The following is a 24,783-nucleotide window of genomic DNA, read 5'->3' as shown; positions in this document are numbered from 1 at the left end:
ATGTCTCACTCCCCCCTTTCGACCAGCGGTCCGTTCGGCGCATCGAGCGGGTTCGGCGTGAAACGGATGTCCGGGATCATCGTCGCCGGGTCACGGCCCCAGGCCTGTTCCAGCGCGCGCAGCATGCCCGACAGACCGGTGCCCGAAAGCCAGCCGTTGTCCAGGGCGGACAGCGTCAGGTCGATGGTCGCCGACGTGTTGATGTAGTCGCCGCGGATGGCTTTATGGATGTTCTCGATCGCGAACGGTGCGGTCAGGATCAACTTCACCGCCTCTACCAGGTGCGGTGCCGCCCTCGTGAACTGCTTGAGCGGGCGCTGCAGATCCTGCAAGTTGGTGTGCAGGTTGGCGTTCGAGTTGCTGAGCGTCTCGTCGGACGCCTCGGAGACCCGGCCCAGCGCCGTCACCGCATCGGCGAACAGGTCCCGGGTTTCCGCGAAATGCTGGATCAGCGGCGGGAATTCGGTCAGCACCTGATCCAGCGTGTCGTTGCGCTGCGCGATGACGACCAGCAGGCGGTTGGTGGAGTCGATCGCGCGGGTCAGATCGTCGCGCTGCTTGTTCAGCTCCAGGGTGAAGGTGTCCAACCGGTTCAGGAACTCGCGGATCTCATCGGCCCGACCGGTCAGCAGCGCGTTCACCTCATTCTGGATCACCTCGAGGTTGGGGATGCCACCTCCGGTGAGGACTCCCGAGATCGCGGCCAGGGTCCGTTCGATGGTCGGGAACGCCGAGGAGTTCTGCAACGGGATGGTGTCGCCGTTCCGCAGCGGGGTCGGCGACGGTTCAGCGGGGGAGTCCAGTTCCACATGCTGAGAGCCCAGCAGGCTGGTCTGCCCGATCCGTGCAAGGGCGTTGGACGGCAACTTGATGCCGGGTTCCAGGTCCACCGTCAGGGTGGGCACCCAGTTCTTCAACTCGATGGTCCGTACCCGCCCGACAAAGACATCGGCGACGCGGACCCGGCTGTTCGCGTTGAGCGCCAACGTCTCCGGCATCTGGATGTAGATCGTCGAGTGACCGTCCTGCGTGCCGGGGCCACCCGGCAGCGCGACGTTCGCGATACCCCGCCATTGGCCACAGCCACTGAGCATCAGACCGGTGGCCGCCAGCGCGACGGTGCGGACGCCGAGCTTCGTCCAGTTCATCTGTGGCCGAGTCATGAGCCCCCTCCTATCTCGGCGGGCAGCGGGGGCCCGGGGGGTGCCGGTACGGCGGCCGGCGCTGCCGGAGCCGCAGGAGCGATGGCGCCCAACGGATCACCGGGGATCACGCCCGGTGCCGGGGCCGGCGGCGGGCCCGGCTGCGGGTACCAAGGCGGCGGCAGCGGATTGGTCTGGCTGTACGCGTTCGGCGGGCCGGGCAGATTGCCTCCCGGTGGCACACCGAAGGCCGGAGGCGCCGGCGGCGGCACGATGTCGGGCCCACCGAGCAACGCAGCCAACGAATCCGGGGTCAGCATGTTCGCTGTGAACGGCGACACCTCGACGCCCTGCATGCCCGGCGCCACGATCCAGCCCGGCTCGTGATTGCCGTGCGAGAACAAGGTGTCACGGGCAAAGATGCCCGGCACGGTGGTGTCCTTGTACCCGGGCGGCGGCCGAAGCCGGGGCTCGGAGTAGGAGATCTGCTTCGGCAGAGTCATCGCGGTGCTCGCCATGTTCATGCCGAAGGGCAGGAAGTTGAACTTGATGGCGTCCATGATCGGCGCCAGGTATTGGGCACACAGCTCCGCGGACTCCTGATAGCCCAGCCGGCTGCCGGCCTGGATGGCACTGCAGATGAAGTTCAGCGGGTTGGAGAAGCTGGTGACGCCGGGCAGCACCGGAAGGGCAACGACGCCACCTTGATTCGGTGACGCGATGTTGTTCGCATTGGCCAGCAGGTTGGGGAATGTGTGCAGCGCGATCTCCAGACCGTCGCGCGGCTCCGGCTGGAGGATCGCGTTGGTCACGTCCGCCAGGTTCTTGATGTCGGCGGTGAGCGGTTCAGCGTTGTCGTCGAGGAACTTTCGCGTCGTCGCCAGCACCTGATTGAGGTCCTGTAGCGCGGTGGCCACCTCGCGGTCGGTATTGGTGAACGAATCGGTGAACTGGGCAAGATCGTTGTTGAGGGCCACGAACTGCTGGTCGTTCCGGTAGAGCGCGTTGACGAACGTCGCGAGGCTCTTGATCACGGTCACGATGTCACCGCGACCCTCATTCAACGCACCGAGCGCTTCGGAGAGTCCCTGGATCGTCTTGTTGAATTGTTCGCCCTTGCCGGCGAACCCGTCCGCGAAGGAGTCGACGATATCGCCGAACGGCCCCCTGGGCTGTTCGGCGGTCGGCCCGAGGTCGGCCAGGATTCGGGTCACCTCATTGCGCAACTCGTCGTACTCGACCGGAATCTGGGTGCGCTCCAATGGGATCACCGCACCATCAGCCATGGCGGGCCCGCCGGTGTAGGGCGGGGACAGCTGGATGACGCGGGACGCCACCAGGCTCGGGTTGAGCACCGATGCCGACGCATTCGCCGGCACCTTGTACCTGCTGTCCCAGTGAAAATCGACCTTCATCTTGTCGCCGTCGGTGGTGATCGAGTCGATCTGGCCGACCTTGACGCCCATGATGAGGACTCTGTCCCCCGGGTACAGCGCGAGCACCTCGGGGAAGTACGCGGTGACCGTCGTGGTGCTCACCCGTTTGTAGACGTTCCAGCCCACCGCGGCCGCACCGACGGCAACAACCAGCACGATGATCCCCAGGATCACCGACGCCCTGGACAGCACCGGCAGCTTGATGTTTCGGATGTTGAAGATGGTCGACATCTACTGCACCCCTCCCTGCTGCGATCCGGGCGGAAGGAACGGTGGGTTACCCGGCAACGGCAAGGTGCCGGCCGGGGAGAGCTGCTGGCCCGGCCCCGGCGGCGGGGGCGGTCCGGGCAGGATCGGTGCCGGGACGGCGCGGCCCGGGGTCGGTCCCGGCGGGGCCGGAACCCCGGGCGGACCGACCGGCACGGTGCGCGCTCCGGGCGGACCGGGAGCCAACGGCGGTGCCGGGGCGCCCGGGACATTCGGCGGCAACTGGCCGGGGATCGCAGCACTGGGAATGCCCGGGGTCGGCCCGAGTCCGTGTGGGTCGGGTTCAGAGGTCTGGACGCCGACCGGACCGTGGTAGTTCGGTCCGTACGGGTTGTCGCCGTACGGACCGACGCTCAGATCCGCACAGGGCAACGGGGTTCCAGGACGGGGCAGGCCGTCGGCCGGCGGGGTGTACGAGCAGGGCGATCCGGGCGGGACAGCCGGACCCGGGAATTCCGGAGTGCCCTCCAGCACCCGCGGTGCAGGCGGGGGCGCACCGTTCTCGAAGCGCTCGCCGTTGGGATCCGGGAACTGGAACGCAGGCAGTCCGGAATTTCGCCAGAACTGCTCGGGGTCGATACCGCGCTTCTTGAACGCCGCATCGACAAACGGCTGCAGCAGGGTCGGTGGCAGCAGGTTGGCCAGCACCACCTTGAAGTAGGGGCCCGACGATAGTGCCTCGGCGAGCGAGATCATGAACTTGCCCGCCAGACTGATCGTGTCCGCGAGTTCATTCCTGCGCTCATTGAGGACGGTGCTGACCGTCTGCAGCTGGGTGAGCACGGTGTTGAGGTTGGGGTTGTCGTCGATGAACCCGGAAACCTGGTGCGAGACAGCTGAAATCCGCTCCAACAGCACGCTGACGGCCTGCCGGCGCTCGTTGACCGCCGACAGCAGCGTCTGCGTGTTGACCAGCAGCGCGTTGACCTGCGCGCTGCGGTCACCGAGCACTGTGGCGATCTTGCCTGCGTTGGCCAGCAGTGCTTTGAGCTGATCGTCACGTTTGCCCAGCGAATCGGAGAACTCCTGCACGCCCTTGAGTGCTGCGCTCAGGTGCGGTGCGGTCTGATCGACAGTTTCGGACAGTACGTTCAGCGACTGTTTGACGGCCTGGGTGTCCCAGCCCTGCGAGGCTCGGGTGACATCGAGGAATGCGTCGTAGATCTGGTACGGCGTCTGGGTCTGCTCGACCGGTAGAAAAGCGCGCGGCTGAAGGATCTGGTCACCGCGCGGCTCCACCTGAATGTTCTTCCGGCCCAGGAGGGTATCGGTCCGGATCGCAGCGCGGCTCTCGGTTCCGATCTCCCGGCCGCCGAGGGTGTAGCCGATCTCGACCTTGTCGCCGTTGATATCCATGCTGGTGACCGTGCCGACGTCGACTCCGGCGATCTGCACCTTGTCACCGACGTTGAGGCCGGCGGTGTCCTTGAACTGCGCGTAGTAGGTGGGCACCGCGAACAGCATCGGCACGCTGGTGATACTGGAGCCCACGCCGATGACGAGAAGCACTGTGACTACGCCCATCACACCCTTGCGGACCCGGTCCGAACCCTGGATCGTCCTCATTTCGGCGTGCACCTACCTGACGGCTGAGTGACCAACCGGACGTTGCGGACCGGCCCGCCCGGCTGCGCCCCGTTGAGCTTCAAGGACAGATCGCAGACGTAGAAGTTGAAGAAGTCACCGTAGATACCGCCGGAGCGCCCGACGACCTTGAGCGCCTCCGGGATGTCCAACAGGAACTGGTTTATTGCATCCTTCTGCGCGACGAGATGTTGTCCGGTGCCCTCCAGATACCCGAGGGTGTCGTGGAGCAGTGGCCGGTTGTCGGACAGCAGATCGCTCAGCGATCCGGCGGCGTTGCTGATCTCGGCTACCGACGACGCGATCGGATCTGCCCGGTTCTTCAGACCGGTGATCAGCTTCTCGAAGTTCTGCAGTGTTTCGTCGAACTGCGTCTGATGTTTCACGGTGGTGTCCAGCACGGTGTTGAGATTGGTGATCACCTCACCGATGGCCTGATCACGGCTGGCCAGGGCGGTGGTCAACTCCGCAGTCTGGTCGAGGATGTCACTGATGGTGCCGCCCTGCCCCTGGAAAACCGTGATGAGCGAGTTGGCGATGTTGTTCACTTTGTCCGGGTCCAGGGATTTGAACAGCGGACGGAACCCTCCGACGAGCGCGTCCAGGTCCAGCGCCGGTTCGGTGCGCTCCACCGGGATGGTGCTGCCCGCCGGCAGGATCTGGTTGCTGTCTCCCCGACGGATCTCCAGATAGCGGTTGCCGATCAGGTCGAGATAGCGGATGGAAGCGGCCGTTTCGGAGAACAGCTGGAGATCGCGTTCCACCGCGAAGTCGACCCGGACCTTCTCGCCGCCGTCGATCAGGGTCACGTCCTCGACCTTGCCGACCTCTACGCCGTAGGCCCTGACAAACTGGCCGGGGCGCAGACCGCTGGCGTTCTCGAACACGGCGGAGTATCCGGTGGTCTTGTCGAATCGGAGTTGGGCGAACACTACGAAGATGAGCGCGGTGAAGGTCAGCAACACCGCGGAGATGGCACCCAGCTTGAACAATGTGCCCTTGATGCTCATGCGGCCCCCTCGCATGCCCTCTGATGATTCGTTCCGAAAGCGTCACTCATGCGGCTCCCTCGCAAGCTCGGGTCCCGCATGCTGCGCAGTCGATTCGTTCCGCAAGCGTCACTCATGCGGCTCCCTCGCAAGCTCGGGTCCCGCATGCTGCGCAGTCGATTCGTTCCGCAAGCGTCACTCATGCGGCTCCCTCGCAAGCTCGGGTCCCGCATGCTGCGCAGTCGATTCGTTCCGCAAGCGTCACTCATGGGTTGATCGTGTGCTCCCCCACTTGGCGGCCCCAGACGTACTCGGCGGCGATCGGCTGACCGAGTTCGAAGTGGTTGTACGGGGCGATGCTGGCTCCGGTATCCATCACCAGATACGGTGCGGGCCACAGATCACGGGTGATGCTCTGCCAACAGCCCGGACGACCCTCCGGTCCGCCCTTTGCGTTGACCCTCGGCAAGTTGTCCGGGAACACATAGGGATTTCCCGCGCCGATTATCTCGGTGATGGTCTGCAACGAATAGCCGTTACCGCCAAGTGACGCAGCGATTTTCGGAGCCCCTTCGGCGAAATTGCGAATGAGGCAGAAGAATTCGGGACTGTAGTAGTCGAGCAACTTCGAGGTGGGGAGCAGATCCTGCGCGCCGCGCACCAGATACGGGCCACCGCGTTCGAAGACATCACCGGCGTTGTTACCGAATCCGACCGCGGCCATCAACGCCTGATCGATATTGCCGCGCTCCTGGTTGAAGGTGCGCGCAGTGGTGACCGCGTTATCGAGCCCGTCGAACAGGTCCGGCGCCGAATCGGCATACACCTCCGACAGATCGGCCAGAGCCCTGACGTCATGGGCGAACTGAGGCATCCGGGTATTCAGATCGCCCAGGATCTCGTTGCCGTTCACCAGTGATTGGCCGAACTTGTCACCGAGCCCGTCCAGCGCCTGCGCGGCGGCGGTGAGGGTCTGATTGAGCTTGACCGGGTCGATCTGCTGGGCGATACCCATGATCGTCTCGAACAGCGTATTGAACTCGGTGGTGGTCCCACCGGCAACGATGACCGCTCCTGGTTTCAGGGTCTCCGCCGACGGATCCTCCGGCGACCGGAAAGAGATGTATTTGTTGCCGAACACCGTTGTGGCGCGCAGTTCCGCCTCGACGTTGACCGGGATCAAGTGCAGATATCGAGGATCCACATCGAGCAGCAGCTTGGCATGCGACTCCTGTCCATCGGTCACCGCCTCGGCCGACTGCAGCCGGCCGATCGGTACACCGTTGAAGGTGACCTTCGAGCCTGGGTCCATTGCCAGACCGGCCCGTTCGGCCGTCACCGTCAGCGGCACCCGATCCTCGAAGAAGCCACGGAACTGCAGCCAGGTCAGCCCCAGGATCAACGCGCTGATCAACAGCAGCACCAGCCCGGCCAGCTTGTAGGGCGGGGTCTTCGACTTGTTCAGCTCGGCGGCCATGGCATCACACCGTCAGGTTGAAGTTCGGGTCGGTGCCATACAGCGCCAACGAGGCCAACAGGACCACGAGAACGATGGCAATCAGGGAGGTACGCATCGAGCGGCCCACCGCCTCGCCCACGCCCACCGCGCCGCCGCTCGCGAAATAGCCGAAGTAGCAGTGGTTCAACATGATGATGATCGACATGATGATCACCTCCAGGAACGACCACATGACGTCATCGACGCGGAGGAACGTGTGGAAGTAGTGCTCGTAGGTGCCCACCGACTGCGAGTAGAACACCGTGGTGACCAGTTGAGCGGACAGGAAGGACAGCAGGATCGCCATCGCGTAGAGCGGGACGATGACGATTGCACCGGCCATCAGGCGGGTGGACACCAGGTATGAGATCGACTTGATGCCCATCACTTCCAGCGCATCGATCTCCTCGCTGATGCGCATGGCGCCGAGTTCGGCGGTGGCGCCGGCACCGACGGTCGCGGCCATGGCCTGGCCGGTGACAACGGGCGCCACAACGCGGATATTGGCCAGTGCGGCGAAGAACCCGGTGAAGGCCTCCACACCGATGTTGCCCAGTGAGGCGAAACCCTGGATGGCGATCAGCGAGCCCGCCGACAGCGTGACGAAACCGATGATGGCGACGGTGCCACCGATGACCGCCATTGCCCCGGTGCCCATCCCGATCTCGGCGACCAGACGCAGCGCCTCCCGGCGGTAGTTCTTGAAGGCGTGCGGAACTTGACCGACGGCCTGCAGGACGAACCAGGCGACGTGCCCGATGCTGTCCAGGAACCGGCCCGGCGCACCGACGAAACCGCGGGTGCGGTCGAACGCGCGGGGGAACCGGGTCCGCAGGACGGCTGAAGTGCTCACGTCAGCCCCCCGTCCCGAACCGGACGCCGATCGTGGTCAGCACCACGTTGACCGCGAAAAGCGCTACCACGCAGAGCACCAGGGTCTCGTTCACCGCGGTGCCGACGCCCTTCGAGCCGCCGGCCACGGTCAGGCCGCGGTAGCAGCCGACCAGCCCGGCGATCAGCCCGAACAGGGTCGCCTTGATGACCGAGATCATCACCTCGGGAAATCCGGTGAGCAGCGTCAGCGTGGCAACGTACGCGCCGGCGTTGACGTTCTGGATGTAGACACCGAAGAAGTACCCGCCGACCAGACCGATGGTGATCACCGCGCCGTTGAGCAGGAAGGCCACGAACGTGGCGGCCACGACGCGAGGAGCCACCAACCGTTCGATGGGATCGATGCCGAGCACCTCCATCGCGTCGATCTCCTCGCGCACGGTGCGGGCACCGAGGTCGGCGCAGATGGCGGTGGATCCTGCGCCGGCCACCACGAGCACGGTGACCAGCGGCCCCAACTGGGTGACCGCGCCGAGCGCGGCGCCGGCGCCGGAGACGTCGGCGGCGCCGAATTCGGCCAGCAGGATGTTGAGGGTGAAGATGATGAGCACCGTCAGCGGGATCGACACCGCCAGCGTCGGCAGGAACGCCACCCGGATCAGGAACCAGCTCTGGAGGACGAATTCCTTCCACTGGAAGGGCCTGGTGAGCAGTGCTTTTCCGGTCAGCACCGACATTTTGAAGAAGCCGCCGACCATGGTCAGCGGCTTGTCGAGCTGCTCTTTGACGTAGTCGACCAGACCGTTGCCCGCCGTCACCGGCGCACCGCCGAACCGAGCTCGTTGCGTGGCGGCATCACCTGTCGCACGCCCCCTCCTCCACTTATCCGGAGCCCCGTATCCGTCGGTGTGTGATGCGCCGCCTTACTACTGGTCGGTAGTAAGACGGACCACAGGACTGTACCCGATCCGGTACCGGCGGTGCTGCACAACCGCTTTATTGACCCCGCAACCGTTAGCAAACAAATCCCGTGCGGTGACCGTCGACTGATCGGGTTCAGAAACCATTGCCGGAGTAGAACTTTCGCCGCCGTCAATCAGGTGCCGGAACCGTACGTGGCACGCAGGTCGGTCTTGAGCACCTTACCCGCCGGATTGCGGGGCAGCGCGTCGACGATCTCAAGCGCCTTGGGGTGCTTGTAGCGGGCCAGCCGCTCGGTGAGGAACTCGTCGAGCGCCTCCAGGGTGAGCGACGCGTCGGAAGGCGCGGCCAACGCCACAATGGCGACCGGCACCTCGCCCCACTTCTCGTGCGGGCGACCGATGACCGCGACCTCGGTGATCGCCGGGTGCGCCGCCAGGACGTTCTCGACCTCGGCACAGTAGATGTTCTCCCCGCCGGAGATGATCATGTCCTTCTTGCGGTCGACCACCCAGATGTAGCCCTCCTCGTCCTGGCGCACCAGATCCCCGGAGTGGAACCAGCCGCCGGCGAACGACTCCGCGGTGGCCTTGGGGTTGTTCCAGTAGCCGGCCATGAGCGTCGGTGCGCGGTAGACGATCTCGCCGACCTCACCGATCGGGACGTCGTTCATGTCCTCGTCGACGATCCGGGCGGACACCGTCGGGATGACCTTACCCACCGAGCCGAGCTTACGAACGGCGTCCTCGCCCAACAACATACAGGTCACCGGGGACATCTCGGTCTGCCCGAAGGCGGCCAGGATGTTGGCGCCGGGGAAGGTCTCGGCCATCTGCTTGAGCAACGTATCCGAGGCCGGCGCGGCCCCCCACGACAACGCGCGCAGCCGGAGGTTGCGCGGCTGTGCGCGCTGGGCGGCGCAGACCGCCTGCCACTGCGCGGGCACCAGGAAGATGCCGGTGACCTGTTCTGCCTCCAGCACGTCGAGCAGGGCGCCCGGGTCGAACGCACCGAGCGGGTAGATCACCGTCGGGCGGCCCAGCAGCAGACCCGGGATCATGTTGCCGATACCGGCGATGTGGAACAGCGGCACGCCGATGAAACCGACATCGTGGTTGATGTCCGCACCGGTGGTGTACAGGGTCGTCAACGCCTGCCCGGCGATGTTGGTGTGGGTGAGCACCGCACCCTTGGGCCGCCCGGTGGTCCCCGAGGTGTACATGATCAGCGCCGGGGAGTCGTTGGGGATATCCACCGCAGCCGGATCGGGCCCGTCCTCGGCCAGCATGTCGTCATAACCGAGCACCCCGTCCTCGGTGGCCCCGCCCGCGACGATCACCGTCGACAGGGTGGCGTCCAGGTCACGCACCGCGGTCGCCACCGGCGCCAGCACCGCCTCGGTGATGACGACCGCCGCCTCGCAGTCGCTGACCAGGTAGGCGATCTCGGGCGGGGTCATCCGGAAGTTCACCGGCACCGCGATCGCGCCGAGCCGGTTGGCGGCCAGGAACGACTCGATGAACTCGGTGCGGTTGAGCATCAGGATCAGCACCCGGTCGCCGGGGCCCACGCCGCGGCGCTGCAGTGCGCCGGCCAGCTTGGTGACCCGCTGATCGAGCTCGGCCCAGGTGGTGGTCTGCCCGAGGAACCGCAGCGCGGTCTTCGCGGGCTGCATCAGCGCATGCCGGGAGAGTTGGTTGGACCAGTTCTGTTGGCGGGCCAGGTAGGGCTGTTCGGTGCTCTGAGCGGTCAACGCGGAGGCTCTTTCGTCGAGGGTGCGCAACGAGGCTTGGGCAAGGTTTATATTTGATCAAACTTTGTGTCGGCCCGGTCACACTATGACGACACCGGCCGGGAGAACAAGCCGTCCGACCGCAATACCCCGCTCGAAAGGACGGCGCCGACAGACGTGGAAGCACCAGTGAAGCGCCGCCGCGAACAGCTCTCCGATGAGGTGGCCGGCCATCTGCGGGTCGCGATCATGTCCGGAACGCTGCGACCGGGCACCTTCGTGCGTCTCGATGAGACCGCGGCCCGGTTGGGGGTGAGCATCACCCCGGTGCGCGAGGCGCTGCGCACCCTGCGCGGTGAGGGCCTGGTGCAACTGGAACCCAACCGCGGGCACGTGGTCGCGCCGTTCACCCGTGACGACATCGCCGACATCTTCTGGCTGCAGGGCGCCATCGCCGCCGAACTCGCCTCGACCGCGGCGGTGCGCGCCGGCGAGGCCGACATCGACGAACTGGACCGGTTGACCGACGCCCTGGACGCGGCCGTGCAGGGCGGGGACGTCGACACCATCGCGTTGGCGGAGTTCAACTTCCACCGTGCGTTCAACCGCTCGACGAATCGGATGAAGCTGGCTTGGTTCCTGCTCAACGCGGCCCGCTACCTACCCCCGCACATCTACGCTTCCGACCCGCAGTGGGGTGTCGAGGCGGTGGCCAATCACCGGCAACTGGTGGCCGCCATGCGCCGACGCGACGTCGCCGAGGTGGTGCGGCTGACCCGCAGCCAGTTCGACGACGGGGCGCGCCGGCTGACCAGCCTGCTCGACGAGCTCGGCCTGTGGACCTGACCCCTCTTGCGCCCAAACGAACAAACGGGCAGGAAAGTGCGAGAGGAAACCGACCAAACGTCGATCTCGGTGTCAGGACAGCTCTTCGGCCCGCTTCTTCAGGTTGCCGGCCAGGTGCTCGAGCGCGTCGCCCGCGATCTTCTTCACCATCATCGACGGCACGCCGGCCATCGACACCTCCACGTCCATGTCCACCGTGAGCAGACTGGTCGGGCCCATATCCACCACCGCGAAGAGTTGTTCCTGCTTGGAGAACAGGTTGCCCTGCTGCATCACGGTCTGGATCTGGAACTCACCCGGGTAGTACACCGCCTGGATGTAGGTGCCCTCCATGCCCTGCACCTTGGTGTCCAGGCGCAGCTGGCTGGGCCGGCCGTCGTCGTAACGGGCCAGCACCCAGGCACCGGTGACCTCTTCGTTCCATTGCGGGTACGCCTCGAAGTCGGCGACGATCCCCATGATGGCGGCGGCGGGTGCGGCGACCTCGACGGTCTTGCTGACGATCGGCATTCGGCGAGCATATCGGGACCGGACCGCGTATTGACTCTGCGGTGAGGGCGCACCGCTCGCGCACTTCGGTGACCTGTGCGCAGAATCAATCGGTGAGCTGAATGGACCCGCCCCGGGAGATCTCGATGATCCGCTCGCCCATCCCGCGTCGGCTCATCTCCTCCCGGAAGTCGCGCAGCGGCGAGGCGAACACCCCGTAGTCGTACGAAGTGCACCGGGATCACCTTCGGCAGTCCGATCGCCTCGACGGCGGCGGCCCCCTGCGCGCCGTCCATCGTCACGGTGAGCCCGAACGGCAGTCGGTCCCCGGCGGGCAGCCGGGTGCCGCCGAGGTGAACGATGCCGGCCTCGATGGCGCTGAACCGGACCGGGATCTCCTTGAGGTCCTCGATGAACAGGGTGTCCCCCGAGATGTAGAGCCGGCGCCGGAAGTCCGCCCCCACCGGACCGAACTCCAGCATCGACCCCATCACCGGCGGCAGCAGCCGCTGCGTCCAGGCGGGCGCGTGCCGTCCGGGCAGGGCGGTGATCCGCAACCTGGTGGAGTCCTTCACGATCTCGCGGGAGTCCCAGGTCGTCAGCCCGGCTGCGGCGTCGAAGCCGCGACGGACCAGACGCTTGGCGGCGTGCGGGGTGGTCACGACGGGCAGGCCATGGTCCAGGTCGCGCTGCGCGACGCGGTCCCAGTGGTCGCCGTGCATGTGCGAGAGCACGATTCCGTCCAGCGGCGGCAGTTCGTCGATGCTCAGCGCCGGCGGGTGCCGCCGCTTGGACACCAGCCCGTAGCCGAGGTAGGCGTGCTGGCCCTGGTGCAGAAAGTTCGGATCGGTCAGGACGGTGAGGCCACCGCACGCGATCAGCGTGGTGGCATTACCGATGAAGGTGACGGTCAGGTCCACCGGGCCGCCACCCGGCGGATGCCTTTCACCGCGAGCGCCCCGACGGCCACCCACGGCCCGGCGATCAGTAGCGGGTCGATCCAGGTGTGTGCGTTGTCGACGCGGGTGGTGCCGACCCGGGCCTTCCAGCCGTGGTGGGTGAACTCGCTCTTGACCCCGGTCTCGGTGATCGGATTGTCCGGACGCAACGTGAACAGCGAGGCCAGGTGGCTCTCCACGGCGTCCACCCGGTCGGCGCCGAGAAGCAGCAGCCAGTGCGCCGCGCGCCCCTCGCTGTACCGGTAGGCGAACCTGCGCACGAGACCGGATACCCCCCGTAACGGCGCAGACGTCCCGAAAACCGGTGTCAGACGCGCATGTTCGATGGAACGCTCCCTGGGCACGCGCTCGGGCTGCTGCTCGGGCAGGTCCCAGTGCGCCCCGGAGGCCGACGGATCGAACCGCATCCTGGGGACGGCGGGCCGGTCGGCCGGGTCGAGGTCGGCGCCCCACCCCGGGATGCGGGCGCGCAACTCGTCACTGTCGGGTACCGGCGGGTGTTCGGCGGTGTAGACCATGGCGATACTCCTGTCAGCTGGCTTGGGGAAGAATGACCGGCTTGATGCAGTCGTCGAGTTTGGCCGAGAAGATGTGGTACCCCTCCGCAATGTGCTCCAGCGGGATCCGATGGGTGACAATGTCATTGGGTTTCAGATAGCCATTCTGGATGTGCGAGAACAGCCGCGGCCACTGGCGTTTCACCGGGCATTGGTTCATCCGCAACGTCAGCCCCTTGTTCATTGCGTCGCCGAACTTCACCGCGCTGAACATCGGCCCGTAGGCACCCATCACCGATACCGTGCCGCCCTTGCGCACCGAATCGATCGCCCAGTTCAGCGCCACCGGGGAGCCGCCCTGCAGTTTCAACTTGGTCGCGGTGACGTGCTGTAAGAAGTTGCCGTCGGCTTCGGCGCCGACGCAGTCGATCACCGAGTCCGCGCCCAGCCAACCCGTGGCCTTCTTCATCTCCACCACGATGTCGTCGTACTCGGCGAAGTTGCGTGTCTCGGCGTGGGCGAAGATGCGGGCCTTCTGCAGCCTGTTCTCCAGATGGTCGATCACGATGACGCGACCCGCGCCCATCAGCCAGGCCGACTTCGCCGCGTAGAGACCGATCGGCCCCGCCCCGAACACCGCCACGGTGTCGCCCTCGGCGATATCGGCCAGTTGCGCACCGAAGTAGCCGGTCGCCAGCGCGTCGGTGCACAGCAGCGCGTCCTCGTCGTCCATCCAGTCCGGGATGATCGCCGGACCCACATCGGCGAACGGGACCCGGACGAATTCGGCCTGCCCGCCGTCGTAACCACCGCAGGTGTGGGAGTACCCGTAGATGCCCCCGACGGCGGTGGCGTTGGGATTGACGTTGTGGCAGTTGGAGTACAGGCCCCGCGCGCAGAAATAACACGACCCGCAATAGACGTTGAACGGCACCATCACCCGGTCGCCCGGTTTGAGATTCTGCACCGACGGGCCCACCCGCTCGACCACGCCGATGAACTCGTGACCGAACGTCATGCCGACCCGGGTATCCGGCATCATCCCGTGGTAGAGATGCAGATCGGATCCGCAGATCGCCGCCATCGTGACCCGCACGATCGCATCATTGGGATGCTCGATCGTGGGAGGATCTTTTTCCTCGACCCGCACCTTGTACGGCCCGCGGTACACCATTGCGCGCATGGCGCCTCCTCCGTGGCTGTTTCACGGGCGGCTACCCGCTGAGCGGCGGCGGAAACGCCGGGCTGGTCAGAGCTTCGCGTCGCGGACAGCCGTGCCCAGCAGTGTTCGGATCGCGTCGGGGATCGGGACCGGCCGGCGGGTCTGGCGGTCCACGTAGACGTGCACCCAGGATCCGACGGCGGCGACCGGCCCACCGTCGGCCCACAACCCGGTGCGGTAGGTGACGCTGCTGGTGCCCAGCCGGGTGACGGCGAGTCCCACCACCAGATCGGAGGGGAACTTCAGCTCTGTGAAGTAGCGGCAACTCGACTCGGCCACCACCCCCAGCCAGGGCGCCGACATCGGGTCGACGCCCGCGCCGGAACCGATCCAGGCGTTGATGGCGGTGTCGAACAGTTGGTAGTAGATCGCGTTGTTGAGGTGGCCGAACATGTCGTTGTCGGTCCACCGCGTCTGCACCGGCCAGTGCACTCCGAAGTCCGCGTTCGAATACTCCATGCCGCTCAGCATGTCAGGCTGGAACCATGAGGATCCGTGGTGCGGTGCTGGAAACGATCGGCGCGTCCCGGCCCTATGCGGCGTCGCGGCCGCTGTCGGTGACCGAACTCGAACTCGACGATCCCGGTGCCGGTGAACTGCTGGTGCGCATCGAGGCGGCCGGGCTGTGCCACTCGGACCTGTCGGTGGTCGACGGCAACCGGGTGCGCCCCATCCCGATGCTGCTCGGCCATGAGGCCGCCGGTGTCGTCGAGAAGGTCGGCGGCGCCTCGGACTTGGCGCCCGGCCAACGGGTGGTGATGACCTTCCTGCCGCGGTGCGGCGAATGCTCGGCCTGCGCCACCGACGGCCTGGCCCCCTGCATTCCGGGCAGCGCCGCCAACGGTGCGGGCACCCTGCTCACCGGTGCGGTCCGGCTCGGCGGCGGGGTGCTGCACCATCTCGGGGTGTCCGGGTTCGCCACCCACGCAGTGGTGGACCGGCGTTCGGTGGTGCCGGTGGACGCGGACGTTCCCCCGGTGGTCGCCTCGCTGTTGGGCTGCGCGGTGCTGACCGGTGGCGGGGCGGTGCTCAACGCCGGGGAACCGAAGCCCGGGCAGACCATGGCGATCGTGGGGATGGGCGGGGTCGGGATGGCCGCCATGCTGACCGCGCTCGCCCACGACGGCGTCCGGGTGATCGCCGTGGACCGCCTGCCCGACAAGCTGGCGCTGGCGCGTGAACTCGGCGCGCACGAGACGTTCACGCCGGAGCAGGCCGATTTCACGGCGCAGGTGGTGATCGAGGCCGTCGGGCATGCCGGCGCGTTGGAGACCGCGATCGGGTTGACCGCGCCGGGCGGACGCACCATCACCGTCGGCCTGCCCCCACCGGATGCGCGGATCTCGTTGTCACCGTTGAGTTTGGTGGCCGAGGGCCGCACGCTGATCGGCAGCTACCTGGGCTCCGCGGTGCCGGCCCGGGACATCCCGCGCTTCGTCGAGATGTGGCGGGCCGGACGGCTGCCGGTGGAGAAGCTGGTGTCCTCCACCATCGCGCTCGACGAGATCAACACCGGCATGGACGAACTCGCCGACGGGCGGGCGGTGCGCCAGATCATCGAGTTCTAGCCGCCGAGATCGACGAAATGGTGCGATCCACTCGCACTCTGGCGCCCGTTTGTTCGTTTGGGCGGGGTTTTAGAACCAGGCGTCTTCCATATCCAGGGTGGTGCGGTCCAGGCTTTCCAGCAGATCCAGTTGCGCTGCGGTCTTGGGTAGTTCATAGCGGAAGAAGAACCGCGCGGCCTGCCGTTTGCCCGCGTAGAAGTCGCCGTCGTTGCCGGCGCAGGCCAGGTACTGCTCCAGCCAGATCCAGGCGATCACGATGTGCCCGAAGGCCTCCAGGTAGACCGCACTGTTGGCCATCGCGGCCTCCACGTCACCGGAGGCGAACATGCCGGCGGTCACCGTCACCAGCCGCTGCCAGGCGGCGTCCAACTGTGCGGCCAGCGGATCATCGCCGGCTGCGGCCACCGTCGCGGCAATCCGCTCCCCCAAGGCCGCCAGGCTCGCGCCACCGTTCTGGGTGACCTTGCGGCCCAACAGGTCCAGACTCTGAATGCCGTGGGTGCCCTCATGGATGGGGTTGAGCCGGTTGTCCCGGTAGTGCTGCTCGACGTCGTACTCACGGGTGTAGCCGTACCCGCCGTGCACCTGGATGGCCAGACTGTTGGCCTCCAGGCACCACTGCGAGGGCCAGCTCTTGGCGATCGGGGTGAGGATGTCCAGCAGCGCGGTGTCCTCCTCGTCGGCCAGTTTCGCGCAGTACAGCGCCAGTCCAAGCGCCCCCTCCACATAGGCCTTCTGCGCCAACAGCATCCGCTTCACATCGGCGTGCTCGATGATCGGGACCTGCGGGCTGGCCGGGTCCTTGACCAGCCGGCCCTGCGGACGCTCCCGGGCGTACTGCAGGGATTTAAGGTAGCCGGTGTAGCCGAGCGCGACCGCGCCCATCCCGACGCCGAGGCGGGCCTCGTTCATCATGTGGAACATGTAGGCCAGGCCGCGGTGCGGTTCGCCGACCAGATAGCCGACGGCACCATCGAAGTTGAGCACGGTGTTGGTGATCCCGCGTTGGCCCATCTTGTGATTGAGCCCGGAGATGGCGACGTCGTTGCGGCGGCCGACCGAGCCGTCCGCTCCGACCAGGAACTTCGGCACGATGAACAGCGAGATGCCCTTGGTGCCCGCCGGACCACCGGGGATCTTGGCCAGCACCAGGTTGATGATGTTCTCCGAAAGTTCGTGTTCGGCACCGGAAATCCACATCTTGGAGCCGGTCAGCCGGTAGCTGCCGTCGTCCTGGGGTTCGGCGCGGGTGGTGATGTCGGCCAGCGAGGAGCCGGCCTGGGTTTCCGAGAGCGCCATGGTCCCGGTGAACCGGCCGGCCAGCATCGGCCGCACATACGTGTCGATCTGCGCAGGCGTGCCGAACTTGGCGATCAGGTTGGCATTGGCGATGGTCAGCATGACGTACCCGGAGCTGCTGGTGTTCGCCGCCGAGATCCATGCGAAACCGGCCTGCGCGACGGTGACCGGCAGCTGTGCGCCGCCGAGTTCGGCGTCGAAGCTCATGCCCAGCAGATCGGCCTTGGCGAACGCGTCGATGGCCTCCTTGACCTCCGGGATGACGGTGACCGTCGTGCCGTCGAACTGCGGTTCGTGGGCGTCGCTGAGCTTGTTGTGCGGAGCGAAATAGCGTTCGGCCACCTGCTCACACAGGTCCAGCACACCGTCGAAGGTCTCCCGGGAGTGCTCGGCGAACCGCTCCCGGCTGGTCAGCTCCTCCACCCGCAGCCACTCGTAGAGCAGGAAGTCCAGGTCGCGGCGGGAGAGGATGGTCGACTTCATGTCGCCACACTAGCCCTCGCATTCGGGGCTATGCCATGACGACCGTGTCGTTCTCCAGTTCGCGCAGCGCGGTGCGCAGCCCGCGCCGCCGCCCGGTGCGCGGATCGATGCCGAAGGTGTCCCGGACGCCGCCGCGGATCCGGAACTTCAGTTCGGAGTTGGTCTCGGGCGCGTCGTCGGCGGTCGCCTTCAAGAACCTGTTCGGCAAGGCCAGCTTGGCGATCGTCCAGAACGACTGACTGTACTGCCGCACAAGCGATCCCGTGGTGTAGGGCAGGTCGTACTTGTCGCACAGGGCGCGGACCCGCTGCGCGATCTCGGCGTAGCGGTTGCTGGGCAGATCCGGGAACAGGTGGTGCTCGATCTGGTAGCACAGATTGCCGCTCATGAACGCCATCACCGGGCCGGCGTGGAAGTTCGCCGAGCCCAGCATCTGGCGCAGGTACCACTCGGCGTGCGTCTCCCGCTCGAACTCCTCCCGGGTGAACTTCTCTGCGCCGTCGGGGAAATGCCCGCAGAAGATCACCATGTAGGCCCAGTAGTTGCGGATCAGGTTCGCCACCGCATTGGCGCCGAGCGTGTGCTTCCAGTTGCGTCCGGCCAGCGCCGGGAAGACCAGGTAGTCCTTGCCGACCTGCTTACCGACCTTGCGGCCGATGATCTTGAGGTCCTTGCGCACCTCGCCCATCGACTTCTCGCCCTTGCGCCACTTGGTCGTCTCCACCCCGTGCAGCGCGACACCCCATTCGAAGAGCGTGCCCAACAGGAAGTTGTACACCGGGTTGCCGATCATCCAGCGCTCCCAGCGCTGGTCCCGGGTCAACCGCATGATGCCGTAGCCGATGTCGTCGTCGAGACCCACGACGTTGGTGTACTTGTGGTGAATGTAGTTGTGCGACTTTTTCCAGTGCACGGTCGGCGAGGTCGTGTCCCACTCCCACTCGGTGGAGTGGATCTCCGGGTCGTTCATCCAGTCCCACTGACCGTGGGTGATGTTGTGCCCCAACTCCATGTTCTCGATGATCTTGGCCGCGGCGAGCATTCCGGTCCCGGCCACCCAGGCGTATCTGTTGCGGCTCTTGAACAGGGTGATGCGGCCGCCGACGGCGAGCGCCCGCTGCAGCCGGATGGCCCGCCGTATGTAGCGTGCGTCGCGTTCACCTCGCGACTCCTCGATGTCAGCTCGAATCGCGTCCAGCTCGCGTTCCAGCTCCGCGACGTCGGCGTCCGTCAGGTGCGCGTACGCCTTGATATCGGTGATAGCCATGCGGGACCTCCTAGACGTTGATGGTGCAGTTCCCGGCTGCCGCCGAGATGCAGGTCTGGATCCGGTCGCCCGCGCCGTGCTCGGTACCGGATCGAAAATCGCGGACATGACCGGATTCCAATGGCAGGACGCAGGTTTGGCAGATGCCCATCCGGCACCCGAACGGCATCTGGATGCCCACCTGCTCACCGGCCTCCAGGAGCGAGGTCGCACCGTCCACCTCGACCGTCTTGTCCGAGACGGCGAAGGTGATGGTGCCGCCCTCCCCGCCCCGGTCGGTGCGGGCGATGACGAATCGCTCCATGTGCAGTTGCTCGGCGGGTACCCCCGCCTCGGCCCAGACCCGCTCGATCGTGTCGAGCATCGCCGGCGGGCCGCAGGCCCAGGTCTGGCGCTGCCTCCAGTCCGCGACGATGTCCTCGAGCCTGCCGAAGTCGAGGTGACCGTCCCGGTCGGTCAGCTGCAGATGCAGCCGGTACCCGTCCGCGCGATCGTGCAGTCGCTGCAGTTCTTCCCGGAAGATCACGTCGTCACCGGACGGGGCGGAGTGCACGTGCACGATGTCGCGGCCGGTCTGCCCGCGGTGGGCCAGCGTACGCAGCATCGCCATCACCGGAGTGATGCCGCTGCCCGCCGTGACGAACAGCATCGTGTCGGGCGGCGGGTCGGGCAACGCGAAGTCCCCTTTGGGAGCCGCCAACCGGACGATCGTTCCGGGTGCCACCCCGTCCACCAGGTGCGTCGACAGGAAGCCCTCGGGGGTGGCCTTCACGGTGATCGAGATGAGTCTGTTGTCGCGTTCAGGCACCGAGGTCAGCGAATAGGACCGCCAGTGCCAGCGCCCGTCGACACGCAAGCCGATCCCGACGTACTGGCCGGGCCGGTAGTCCGCCTTGAACCCCCACCCCGGTTTGATTGTCACGGTGGCCGAGTCCTCGGTCTCCCGGCGCACGTCGACCACCGCTCCGCGCAGTTCGCGGGCGGTCCACAGCGGATTGAGCATCTTGAGGTAGTCGTCGGGCAGCAGTGGGGTCGTGGCCCGCGCCGCGAGACCGCGGATCATGTTGATTCTCGGCGTGGTCGCGGTGGCGACGTCACGCGCGGGTGCCGCACTCCAACGGGTGAGGCCGCGAAGATTGAGTGAACACATGTGCACCGGCTACCCGCGGGCACCCGCATTCACACATCCGGCGCCGAAGATCAGCGGATGACGCTGATCCCGCCGTCGACGGGGATGACGGTCCCGGTCACGTAGCTGCTGGCGCGGCTGGCCAAAAACACCGCGATACCGGCCATGTCGTCGGGCTGCCCGACCCGTTTGAGGGGCAACGCCGCGCCCACGGCCTCCTCGCCGGCGGTCAGCAGCACCTTGGTCATCTTCGACGGAAACAGCCCGGGCGCAATGGCATTGACGAGGATGCGCGGAGCCAGCTCACCGGCCAGCTGCTGGGTGAGGGCGTGCACGGCGGCCTTGCTGGCGGCGTAGGAGAAGTTGTTGCGGCCCACCTCGGGGATGTGGAAACCGTCCACACTGCCGGTGTTGATCACCCGGGCCGGATCGGCCTCGGTGGCGCCGGCGTTCAACAGCGGCACCAGAGCCCGGGTCAGCAGAAACACGCCCTTGACGTTGACGTCGAAGACCCGGTCGAACGCGGCGGCCGGGAAGGTTTCGAACGGTTCTCCCCAGTTCGCACCGGCATTGTTGAACAGGGCGTGGATCTGGTCCTCGCGGGCACTCACCGCGTCGGTGAGCGCTTGCACCCCCGCTTCGGTGCCCAGATCGGCCGGGATGGCCTCGACCACGCCCAACGGGGACAGCTCCTCGACCGCAGCCGCCAGTTCGGCTTCCTTGCGGGCGGACAGGTAGACCTTGGCCGCACCGGCCTGCAGCAGCCCGCGCGCGATCATCACGCCGATGCCGCGGCCACCACCGGTGACCACCGCTACCTTGCCATCGAGCCGGAAGAGCTCCGCCATTCCCACGTCCGTCATGCCAAAGCCCTCGCTTCGTTAGTTCTGGGCTGCGCCCAGTGGCTGCTCGTTGCGGACCGTCTCATCGCGGATCAGTCCGCGCAGCAGCGCGGTGCTGAATTCGACGGCGATCTCCTGGGCGGTGCGGCGGCCGTGCGGACGCAGCCACCGGTAGGCGCCCAGCGTCATGCCGATGTAGCCCAGCGCCAGCACGTGCGAATCGCATTCGTAGAACTCACCGCTGGCGATGCCACGGTCGATGACGTCGCGGACGTGCTCGTAGACGGTGGACTCGGCCTTCCGGATGTAGGCGACCTGCTCCTCGGTGAACCACTCCGAGATGTAGGGGCCTTCCTGGAAGTAGACGGCCGCCGCTTCCAGGTCGGTGGCGATGCCGGTGAGCAGCCGGCGGGTGAAGTGGTAGATCGTCTCCCGCGCGGTGGCGGTGGGATCGTCGTGCAGGGCGTCGACGGTGAAGTCGGCGGTGCGCTTGTAGATATCCCAGAGGATCAGCGATTTACTGGCGTAGTAGTGGTAGACGGTGGCCTTGTTGAGGCCCACCGCGTCGGCCACGTCATCCATCCGGGTGCCGTGGTAACCGCGGGCGGCGAACAGCTTGGCGGCGACCGCCAGCAGTTCATCGCGCCGGGTCGATCCGTTGGGTGCGGATTCGGTGGACATCGCTACTCACTATCTACTGACCCGGGGCGAGCCCGGAAAACCAATCAACTGGTTGGCCAGTTTAAGCATTAAGCGTCGATCCGGTGTCCCGGTGTGTGCCGGTCGGGCTAAACTCCTGAAAAAGCGGCCGTGCCTGGGAGGTACTCATGGATCCGAATCCCGATTACGACATCAGTGATGAGGGCGAGTTCTTCTTCAGCTGGTTGGCCTGGGGCCTGCGCGGCGTCTACCCGCCGCCGGCGTACCCGCCGGTCTGATCCGGCCGACACAAAAGCACCCGCACGCCTGAGCGTGGCGGGTGCTTTTTGCGTGCCCGGAAGCGCGGAAAGCTCAGGCCGCGGCCGCCCTGACCGCCTCGCCGACCTCGTTGCGCAGCTTCAGGAACTCCGGTGAGCGGCGCAACTCGTCGGCGTCCACCCCGGTGCGGGGAAGCTCCGACGGCAGATCCAGGGCGACCTTGCCGGGCCGGCGAGTCAGCACCACGATGCGCGAGCCGAGGAATGCCGCCTCCTCCGCGCTGTGCGTGACGAACACCGTGGTGCGCCCCGACTCCGCACTCACCTGGCGGACGTCGTCCTGCAGGCGTTCGCGGGTCAACGCGTCCAGGGCGGCGAAGGGCTCGTCGAGCAGGAACAGCGGGGTCTCGGCGGCGAGCGCCCGGGCGATCGCGACGCGCTGCTGCTGCCCACCGCTGATCTCCCAGATCTTGCGGCTCGCGGTGCCCTCCAGCCCGACCCGCTCCAAGATCGCCGCTCGGCGCTCAGGCCTCAGATCGCGCGGCACCTTCGCGTACTTGAGCGCCAGGTCGATGTTCCCGCCGACACTGCGCCACGGGAACAACCGGGGCTGCTGGAACACCACCCCGGAGGTGACGCCGGGGGTCGGCGCGGCACCGCCGACGTGTACCTGCCCCTCACTGGGCGACTCGAACCCGGCGATCAGCCGCAACAGCGTGGATTTCCCGCAGCCGGACGCTCCGACGAGGACCAGGAATGCGCCCGGTTCCACGTCGAGATCGACCGGGCCGAGCGCGGTCACCGCATCTGCACCGCTGCCGTAGCGGTGCGCAACATTGGCGATCCGCAGGCCGCCCCGCCGGTCAGCTTCCGGTGATGGCACCGGGCAATCCCAACGTGTAGACCGCATCCTGGAAGGTCTTGAGATCCGCGGCGGCCGGGATCTGCTTCTGGTCGGCCAGGAACTGCGAGGCGCTCTGCAGGTTCGCCGCGAGGTTGCCTGGCTTGCCCTCGGTACCCAGCCATTCCGCCGAGGCCTCCTCGGCGGGGGTCAGGAACACGGTCTGCTTGAGCTGGCCGACGACATCCTCGGCGGGCAGGCCGATCTCGGCGGCGATGGCCTTGGCCGCGTCCTCGGGCTGGTCGGCGATCACATCGAGCGCACGGGCCTGCTGCTGGCGCCAGACGTCGACCACATCGGGATGCTCGGTGGCGAACTCGTCGGAGACGGTCGCCAGATCCAGCGTCGGCTTACCGGCCTCGGCCAGCTGCCGGCTGGAGATCAGGTCCTTGCCGGTCTTGCGCAGCTCGTCCAGGGTGGGCAGCCAGGAGTACGCCGCGTCGATGTCGCCGCGCTCCCAGCCCGCCAGGATGGCCTGCGGCTGCAGGTCGATCAGTTGAACATCGCTGGCGGACAAGCCTTCCTGAGCCAGTGCGGCCAGCAGGCTGTAGTGCGCAGTGGACGCGAACGGGGTGGCGATCCGCTTGCCCCTGAGGTCGGCGATGGTGTTGATGCCCGAGCCGTCGCGGGCCACCAACGCCTCGTTCTCGCCGGCCACGCCCAGGATGAACGCGACCTTGTAGGGGATGTTCAGCGGCGCGGACAGGCCGCGGGCCACCGGGCTGGAGCCCAGGGTGCCGAAGTCGAGTTCGTCGGCGATGAACGCGGTGTTCACGTCGGCGCCGGAGTCGAACTTGGTCCACTTGATGTTGTAGTCGGGCAGGGCCTCTTCGAGCCACTTGTTGTTCTTGACGATCAGGTCACCGCTGATCAGCGCCTGGTAGGCGATCCGAATGGTGGGCTTCGCGTCATCGGTCCCCGAATTGTCCACCGCGCAGCCGGCCAGCGCCAGCGCACTGGCAGCAACGGCCACAAGGGATTTGAACTTCATCTAGATTTTTCCTCTCCAGGGGACGGCGCGCCGTTCCAGCGCCCGCAGTAGACCGTCGATGACCAGACCCGAGAACCCGATAGCGAAGATCCCGACCAGCACCACGGGGGTGTTGTTGTAATTGCTTGCGTCCTTGACCAATCCGCCGATACCGGGGATGCCGTTGAACAGTTCGGCCGCGACCACCGACGAGTACGCCATGCCGACGGCCAACCGGATGCCGGTGAAGGTCTCCGGCAGCGCCGAGGGCACCACCACATCGCGGATCACCTGAGTCCGGGTGGCGCCCAGCGCGCGGGCCGCTTCCTGCAGGCCGACCGGGGCGGCGACGACCGCGGCGGTGGTCGCGACGGCGGCGGGGGGCAGGGCGGCCAGGGCCAACAGGGTGATCTTGGGTGCCTCGTCGATGCCCAGCCAGATCACCAACAGGAAGAAGTAGGCCAGCGGCGGCAGTGCCCGCAGGAAGGTCAGCCAGGGTTCCAGCACACTGCGGATCCAGCTCACCGAGCCCATCAGCAGCCCCAGTAGCACCCCGGCGACGACACCGATGACGACGCCGGCCAACACCCGGCGCAGCGTCATGTAGAGGTGTTCGTAGAGCAGGTATCCGGCGTACCCGCGGGCACCGTCGTGGGTGGTGGACACGTCGATGAAGGCGCGCCACACGGTGTTGGGATACGGCACGAAGGTCTGGTTCCAAATACCCAGGGTGGCAACGAGTTGCCAGACGGCGAAGAACACCAGAACCGAGAGCAGCGGCAGACCCGCCTTGGTGAGCAGCCCACGCCAGCGGGCCGCGGATACACCCGCCCGGGCCGGGTCGGCCTTGGGCTCCTCGGGCACGATATCGACGAAGACAGACACTGCGGGCCGGCTTTCTCTTGCTGTGAGAACTACTGAGGGGGCTGGGGCTTATGGCCTCAGCGACAGCAAGAGTCGGCGGACAGCGCGGTGTTCACCCGGGTATTAC

Annotated in this window: 22 protein-coding genes and 2 pseudogenes; 3 read left to right on the top strand and 21 right to left on the bottom strand. The window is 66.6% G+C overall.

Going from position 1 to position 24,783, the window contains the following annotated elements; translation table 11 throughout:
• Nucleotides 1-5 precede the first annotated feature (5 nt).
• The 8 genes and pseudogenes from K0O62_RS01445 to fadD5 form a co-directional block, all read right to left on the bottom strand.
• Nucleotides 6-1,163, bottom strand: a complete 1,158-nt coding sequence (locus K0O62_RS01445) for an MCE family protein (RefSeq protein ID WP_097934189.1) — start codon at nt 1,161-1,163, stop codon at nt 6-8.
• Nucleotides 1,160-2,809 carry a virulence factor Mce family protein gene (locus K0O62_RS01440; protein ID WP_073855358.1) on the bottom strand — a complete coding sequence of 550 codons (1,650 nt, stop codon included), beginning with the start codon at nt 2,807-2,809 and terminating at the stop codon, nt 1,160-1,162. Before K0O62_RS01440 ends, K0O62_RS01445 begins: the two co-directional genes overlap by 4 nt.
• On the bottom strand, nt 2,810-4,411 hold the full coding sequence (locus K0O62_RS01435; RefSeq protein ID WP_073855357.1) for an MCE family protein: 1,602 nt from the start codon (nt 4,409-4,411) through the stop codon (nt 2,810-2,812).
• Entirely contained in the window at nt 4,408-5,439 is a 1,032-nt protein-coding gene (locus K0O62_RS01430; protein ID WP_073855356.1) for an MCE family protein, read from the bottom strand. Before K0O62_RS01430 ends, K0O62_RS01435 begins: the two co-directional genes overlap by 4 nt.
• Nucleotides 5,440-5,683: 244 nt before the next feature.
• Nucleotides 5,684-6,895 (bottom strand): MCE family protein, encoded by a 1,212-nt coding sequence (locus tag K0O62_RS01425; protein WP_073855355.1) that lies wholly within the window; start codon nt 6,893-6,895, stop codon nt 5,684-5,686.
• A gap of 4 nt (nt 6,896-6,899) precedes the next feature.
• Nucleotides 6,900-7,769: an ABC transporter permease gene (locus K0O62_RS01420; RefSeq protein WP_073855354.1), complete on the bottom strand. Its 870-nt coding sequence runs from the start codon at nt 7,767-7,769 to the stop codon at nt 6,900-6,902.
• Between the two features lies 1 nt (nt 7,770).
• On the bottom strand, nt 7,771-8,568 hold the full coding sequence (locus K0O62_RS01415) for an MlaE family ABC transporter permease (RefSeq protein WP_073855353.1): 798 nt from the start codon (nt 8,566-8,568) through the stop codon (nt 7,771-7,773).
• A gap of 240 nt (nt 8,569-8,808) precedes the next feature.
• Nucleotides 8,809-10,424, bottom strand: a pseudogene (fadD5, locus tag K0O62_RS01410) (fatty-acid--CoA ligase FadD5); the annotation flags it as partial.
• A gap of 156 nt (nt 10,425-10,580) precedes the next feature.
• Between fadD5 and K0O62_RS01405 the strand changes: the two are divergent.
• Nucleotides 10,581-11,249, top strand: a complete 669-nt coding sequence (locus tag K0O62_RS01405) for a GntR family transcriptional regulator (RefSeq protein WP_205870623.1) — start codon at nt 10,581-10,583, stop codon at nt 11,247-11,249.
• A gap of 72 nt (nt 11,250-11,321) precedes the next feature.
• Here the strand turns inward: K0O62_RS01405 and K0O62_RS01400 are convergent, their stop codons facing one another.
• From K0O62_RS01400 to K0O62_RS01380, 5 genes and pseudogenes are all read right to left on the bottom strand, one after another.
• Nucleotides 11,322-11,759: an SRPBCC family protein gene (locus K0O62_RS01400; RefSeq protein ID WP_073855350.1), complete on the bottom strand. Its 438-nt coding sequence runs from the start codon at nt 11,757-11,759 to the stop codon at nt 11,322-11,324.
• A gap of 85 nt (nt 11,760-11,844) precedes the next feature.
• A pseudogene (locus K0O62_RS01395) lies at nt 11,845-12,658 on the bottom strand (MBL fold metallo-hydrolase).
• Nucleotides 12,649-13,215: a hypothetical protein gene (locus tag K0O62_RS01390; RefSeq protein WP_073855349.1), complete on the bottom strand. Its 567-nt coding sequence runs from the start codon at nt 13,213-13,215 to the stop codon at nt 12,649-12,651. Before K0O62_RS01390 ends, K0O62_RS01395 begins: the two are co-directional and overlap by 10 nt.
• Nucleotides 13,216-13,228: 13 nt before the next feature.
• On the bottom strand, nt 13,229-14,377 hold the full coding sequence (locus tag K0O62_RS01385) for a zinc-dependent alcohol dehydrogenase (RefSeq protein ID WP_073855348.1): 1,149 nt from the start codon (nt 14,375-14,377) through the stop codon (nt 13,229-13,231).
• A gap of 66 nt (nt 14,378-14,443) precedes the next feature.
• On the bottom strand, nt 14,444-14,875 hold the full coding sequence (locus K0O62_RS01380; RefSeq protein WP_083603701.1) for an acyl-CoA thioesterase: 432 nt from the start codon (nt 14,873-14,875) through the stop codon (nt 14,444-14,446).
• Between the two features lie 26 nt (nt 14,876-14,901).
• Here K0O62_RS01380 and K0O62_RS01375 point away from each other — a divergent pair, with 26 nt between their 5' ends.
• The gene (locus K0O62_RS01375) at nt 14,902-15,984 is read left to right on the top strand and encodes an alcohol dehydrogenase catalytic domain-containing protein (RefSeq protein ID WP_073855346.1); all 1,083 of its coding nucleotides are present in this window, start codon (nt 14,902-14,904) and stop codon (nt 15,982-15,984) included.
• Nucleotides 15,985-16,053: 69 nt separating this feature from the next.
• Here the strand turns inward: K0O62_RS01375 and K0O62_RS01370 are convergent, their stop codons facing one another.
• From K0O62_RS01370 to K0O62_RS01350, 5 genes are read right to left on the bottom strand one after another with little or no spacing between them, the layout of a single operon-like run.
• A complete protein-coding gene (locus K0O62_RS01370) occupies nt 16,054-17,766 on the bottom strand; it encodes an acyl-CoA dehydrogenase (RefSeq protein ID WP_073855345.1) in 1,713 nt (570 codons plus the stop codon).
• A 28-nt stretch (nt 17,767-17,794) separates the two neighbouring features.
• Nucleotides 17,795-19,033, bottom strand: a complete 1,239-nt coding sequence (locus tag K0O62_RS01365) for a fatty acid desaturase family protein (protein ID WP_073855344.1) — start codon at nt 19,031-19,033, stop codon at nt 17,795-17,797.
• A 10-nt stretch (nt 19,034-19,043) separates the two neighbouring features.
• Nucleotides 19,044-20,183 (bottom strand): ferredoxin reductase, encoded by a 1,140-nt coding sequence (locus tag K0O62_RS01360; protein WP_073855343.1) that lies wholly within the window; start codon nt 20,181-20,183, stop codon nt 19,044-19,046.
• 50 nt (nt 20,184-20,233) lie between these two features.
• Entirely contained in the window at nt 20,234-21,010 is a 777-nt protein-coding gene (locus K0O62_RS01355; protein WP_073855342.1) for an SDR family oxidoreductase, read from the bottom strand.
• Between the two features lie 33 nt (nt 21,011-21,043).
• Nucleotides 21,044-21,685: a TetR/AcrR family transcriptional regulator gene (locus K0O62_RS01350; RefSeq protein ID WP_073855341.1), complete on the bottom strand. Its 642-nt coding sequence runs from the start codon at nt 21,683-21,685 to the stop codon at nt 21,044-21,046.
• Between the two features lie 146 nt (nt 21,686-21,831).
• Between K0O62_RS01350 and K0O62_RS01345 the strand changes: the two genes are divergently transcribed.
• A complete protein-coding gene (locus K0O62_RS01345; protein WP_019514171.1) occupies nt 21,832-21,942 on the top strand; it encodes a hypothetical protein in 111 nt (36 codons plus the stop codon).
• Nucleotides 21,943-22,015: 73 nt separating this feature from the next.
• On the opposite strand, the gene K0O62_RS01340 is transcribed toward K0O62_RS01345, so the two are convergent.
• The 3 genes from K0O62_RS01340 to K0O62_RS01330 are packed head-to-tail and all read right to left on the bottom strand — an operon-like array spanning nt 22,016 to nt 24,677.
• Nucleotides 22,016-22,831: an ABC transporter ATP-binding protein gene (locus K0O62_RS01340; RefSeq protein WP_073855340.1), complete on the bottom strand. Its 816-nt coding sequence runs from the start codon at nt 22,829-22,831 to the stop codon at nt 22,016-22,018.
• On the bottom strand, nt 22,785-23,813 hold the full coding sequence (locus K0O62_RS01335) for a taurine ABC transporter substrate-binding protein (protein WP_073855339.1): 1,029 nt from the start codon (nt 23,811-23,813) through the stop codon (nt 22,785-22,787). Before K0O62_RS01335 ends, K0O62_RS01340 begins: the two co-directional genes overlap by 47 nt.
• A complete protein-coding gene (locus tag K0O62_RS01330) occupies nt 23,814-24,677 on the bottom strand; it encodes an ABC transporter permease (RefSeq protein ID WP_073855338.1) in 864 nt (287 codons plus the stop codon).
• Nucleotides 24,678-24,783: the final 106 nt, after the last annotated feature.

The sequence above is a fragment of the Mycolicibacterium diernhoferi genome (assembly GCF_019456655.1).
Classification (GTDB): domain Bacteria; phylum Actinomycetota; class Actinomycetes; order Mycobacteriales; family Mycobacteriaceae; genus Mycobacterium; species Mycobacterium diernhoferi.
The sequence above is the reverse complement of the archived record's forward strand: the minus strand, read 5'-3'. Positions and strand labels throughout refer to the sequence as shown.

Bases quoted from the DNA above. Each gene is read 5' to 3' on its own strand.
- K0O62_RS01340 (WP_073855340.1), bottom strand. From the start codon at position 22,831: ATGCGGTCTACACGTTGGGATTGCCCGGTGCCATCACCGGAAGCTGAC.
- K0O62_RS01400 (WP_073855350.1), bottom strand. From the start codon at position 11,759: ATGCCGATCGTCAGCAAGACCGTCGAGGTCGCCGCACCCGCCGCCGCC.
- K0O62_RS01425 (WP_073855355.1), bottom strand. From the start codon at position 6,895: ATGGCCGCCGAGCTGAACAAGTCGAAGACCCCGCCCTACAAGCTGGCC.
- K0O62_RS01445 (WP_097934189.1), bottom strand. From the start codon at position 1,163: ATGACTCGGCCACAGATGAACTGGACGAAGCTCGGCGTCCGCACCGTC.
- K0O62_RS01350 (WP_073855341.1), bottom strand. From the start codon at position 21,685: ATGTCCACCGAATCCGCACCCAACGGATCGACCCGGCGCGATGAACTG.
- K0O62_RS01355 (WP_073855342.1), bottom strand. From the start codon at position 21,010: ATGGCGGAGCTCTTCCGGCTCGATGGCAAGGTAGCGGTGGTCACCGGT.
- K0O62_RS01335 (WP_073855339.1), bottom strand. From the start codon at position 23,813: ATGAAGTTCAAATCCCTTGTGGCCGTTGCTGCCAGTGCGCTGGCGCTG.
- K0O62_RS01365 (WP_073855344.1), bottom strand. From the start codon at position 19,033: ATGGCTATCACCGATATCAAGGCGTACGCGCACCTGACGGACGCCGAC.
- K0O62_RS01375 (WP_073855346.1), top strand. From the start codon at position 14,902: ATGAGGATCCGTGGTGCGGTGCTGGAAACGATCGGCGCGTCCCGGCCC.
- K0O62_RS01380 (WP_083603701.1), bottom strand. From the start codon at position 14,875: ATGGAGTATTCGAACGCGGACTTCGGAGTGCACTGGCCGGTGCAGACG.
- K0O62_RS01385 (WP_073855348.1), bottom strand. From the start codon at position 14,377: ATGCGCGCAATGGTGTACCGCGGGCCGTACAAGGTGCGGGTCGAGGAA.
- K0O62_RS01430 (WP_073855356.1), bottom strand. From the start codon at position 5,439: ATGAGCATCAAGGGCACATTGTTCAAGCTGGGTGCCATCTCCGCGGTG.
- K0O62_RS01435 (WP_073855357.1), bottom strand. From the start codon at position 4,411: ATGAGGACGATCCAGGGTTCGGACCGGGTCCGCAAGGGTGTGATGGGC.
- K0O62_RS01370 (WP_073855345.1), bottom strand. From the start codon at position 17,766: ATGAAGTCGACCATCCTCTCCCGCCGCGACCTGGACTTCCTGCTCTAC.
- K0O62_RS01360 (WP_073855343.1), bottom strand. From the start codon at position 20,183: ATGTGTTCACTCAATCTTCGCGGCCTCACCCGTTGGAGTGCGGCACCC.
- K0O62_RS01390 (WP_073855349.1), bottom strand. From the start codon at position 13,215: ATGGTCTACACCGCCGAACACCCGCCGGTACCCGACAGTGACGAGTTG.
- K0O62_RS01345 (WP_019514171.1), top strand. From the start codon at position 21,832: ATGGATCCGAATCCCGATTACGACATCAGTGATGAGGGCGAGTTCTTC.
- K0O62_RS01440 (WP_073855358.1), bottom strand. From the start codon at position 2,809: ATGTCGACCATCTTCAACATCCGAAACATCAAGCTGCCGGTGCTGTCC.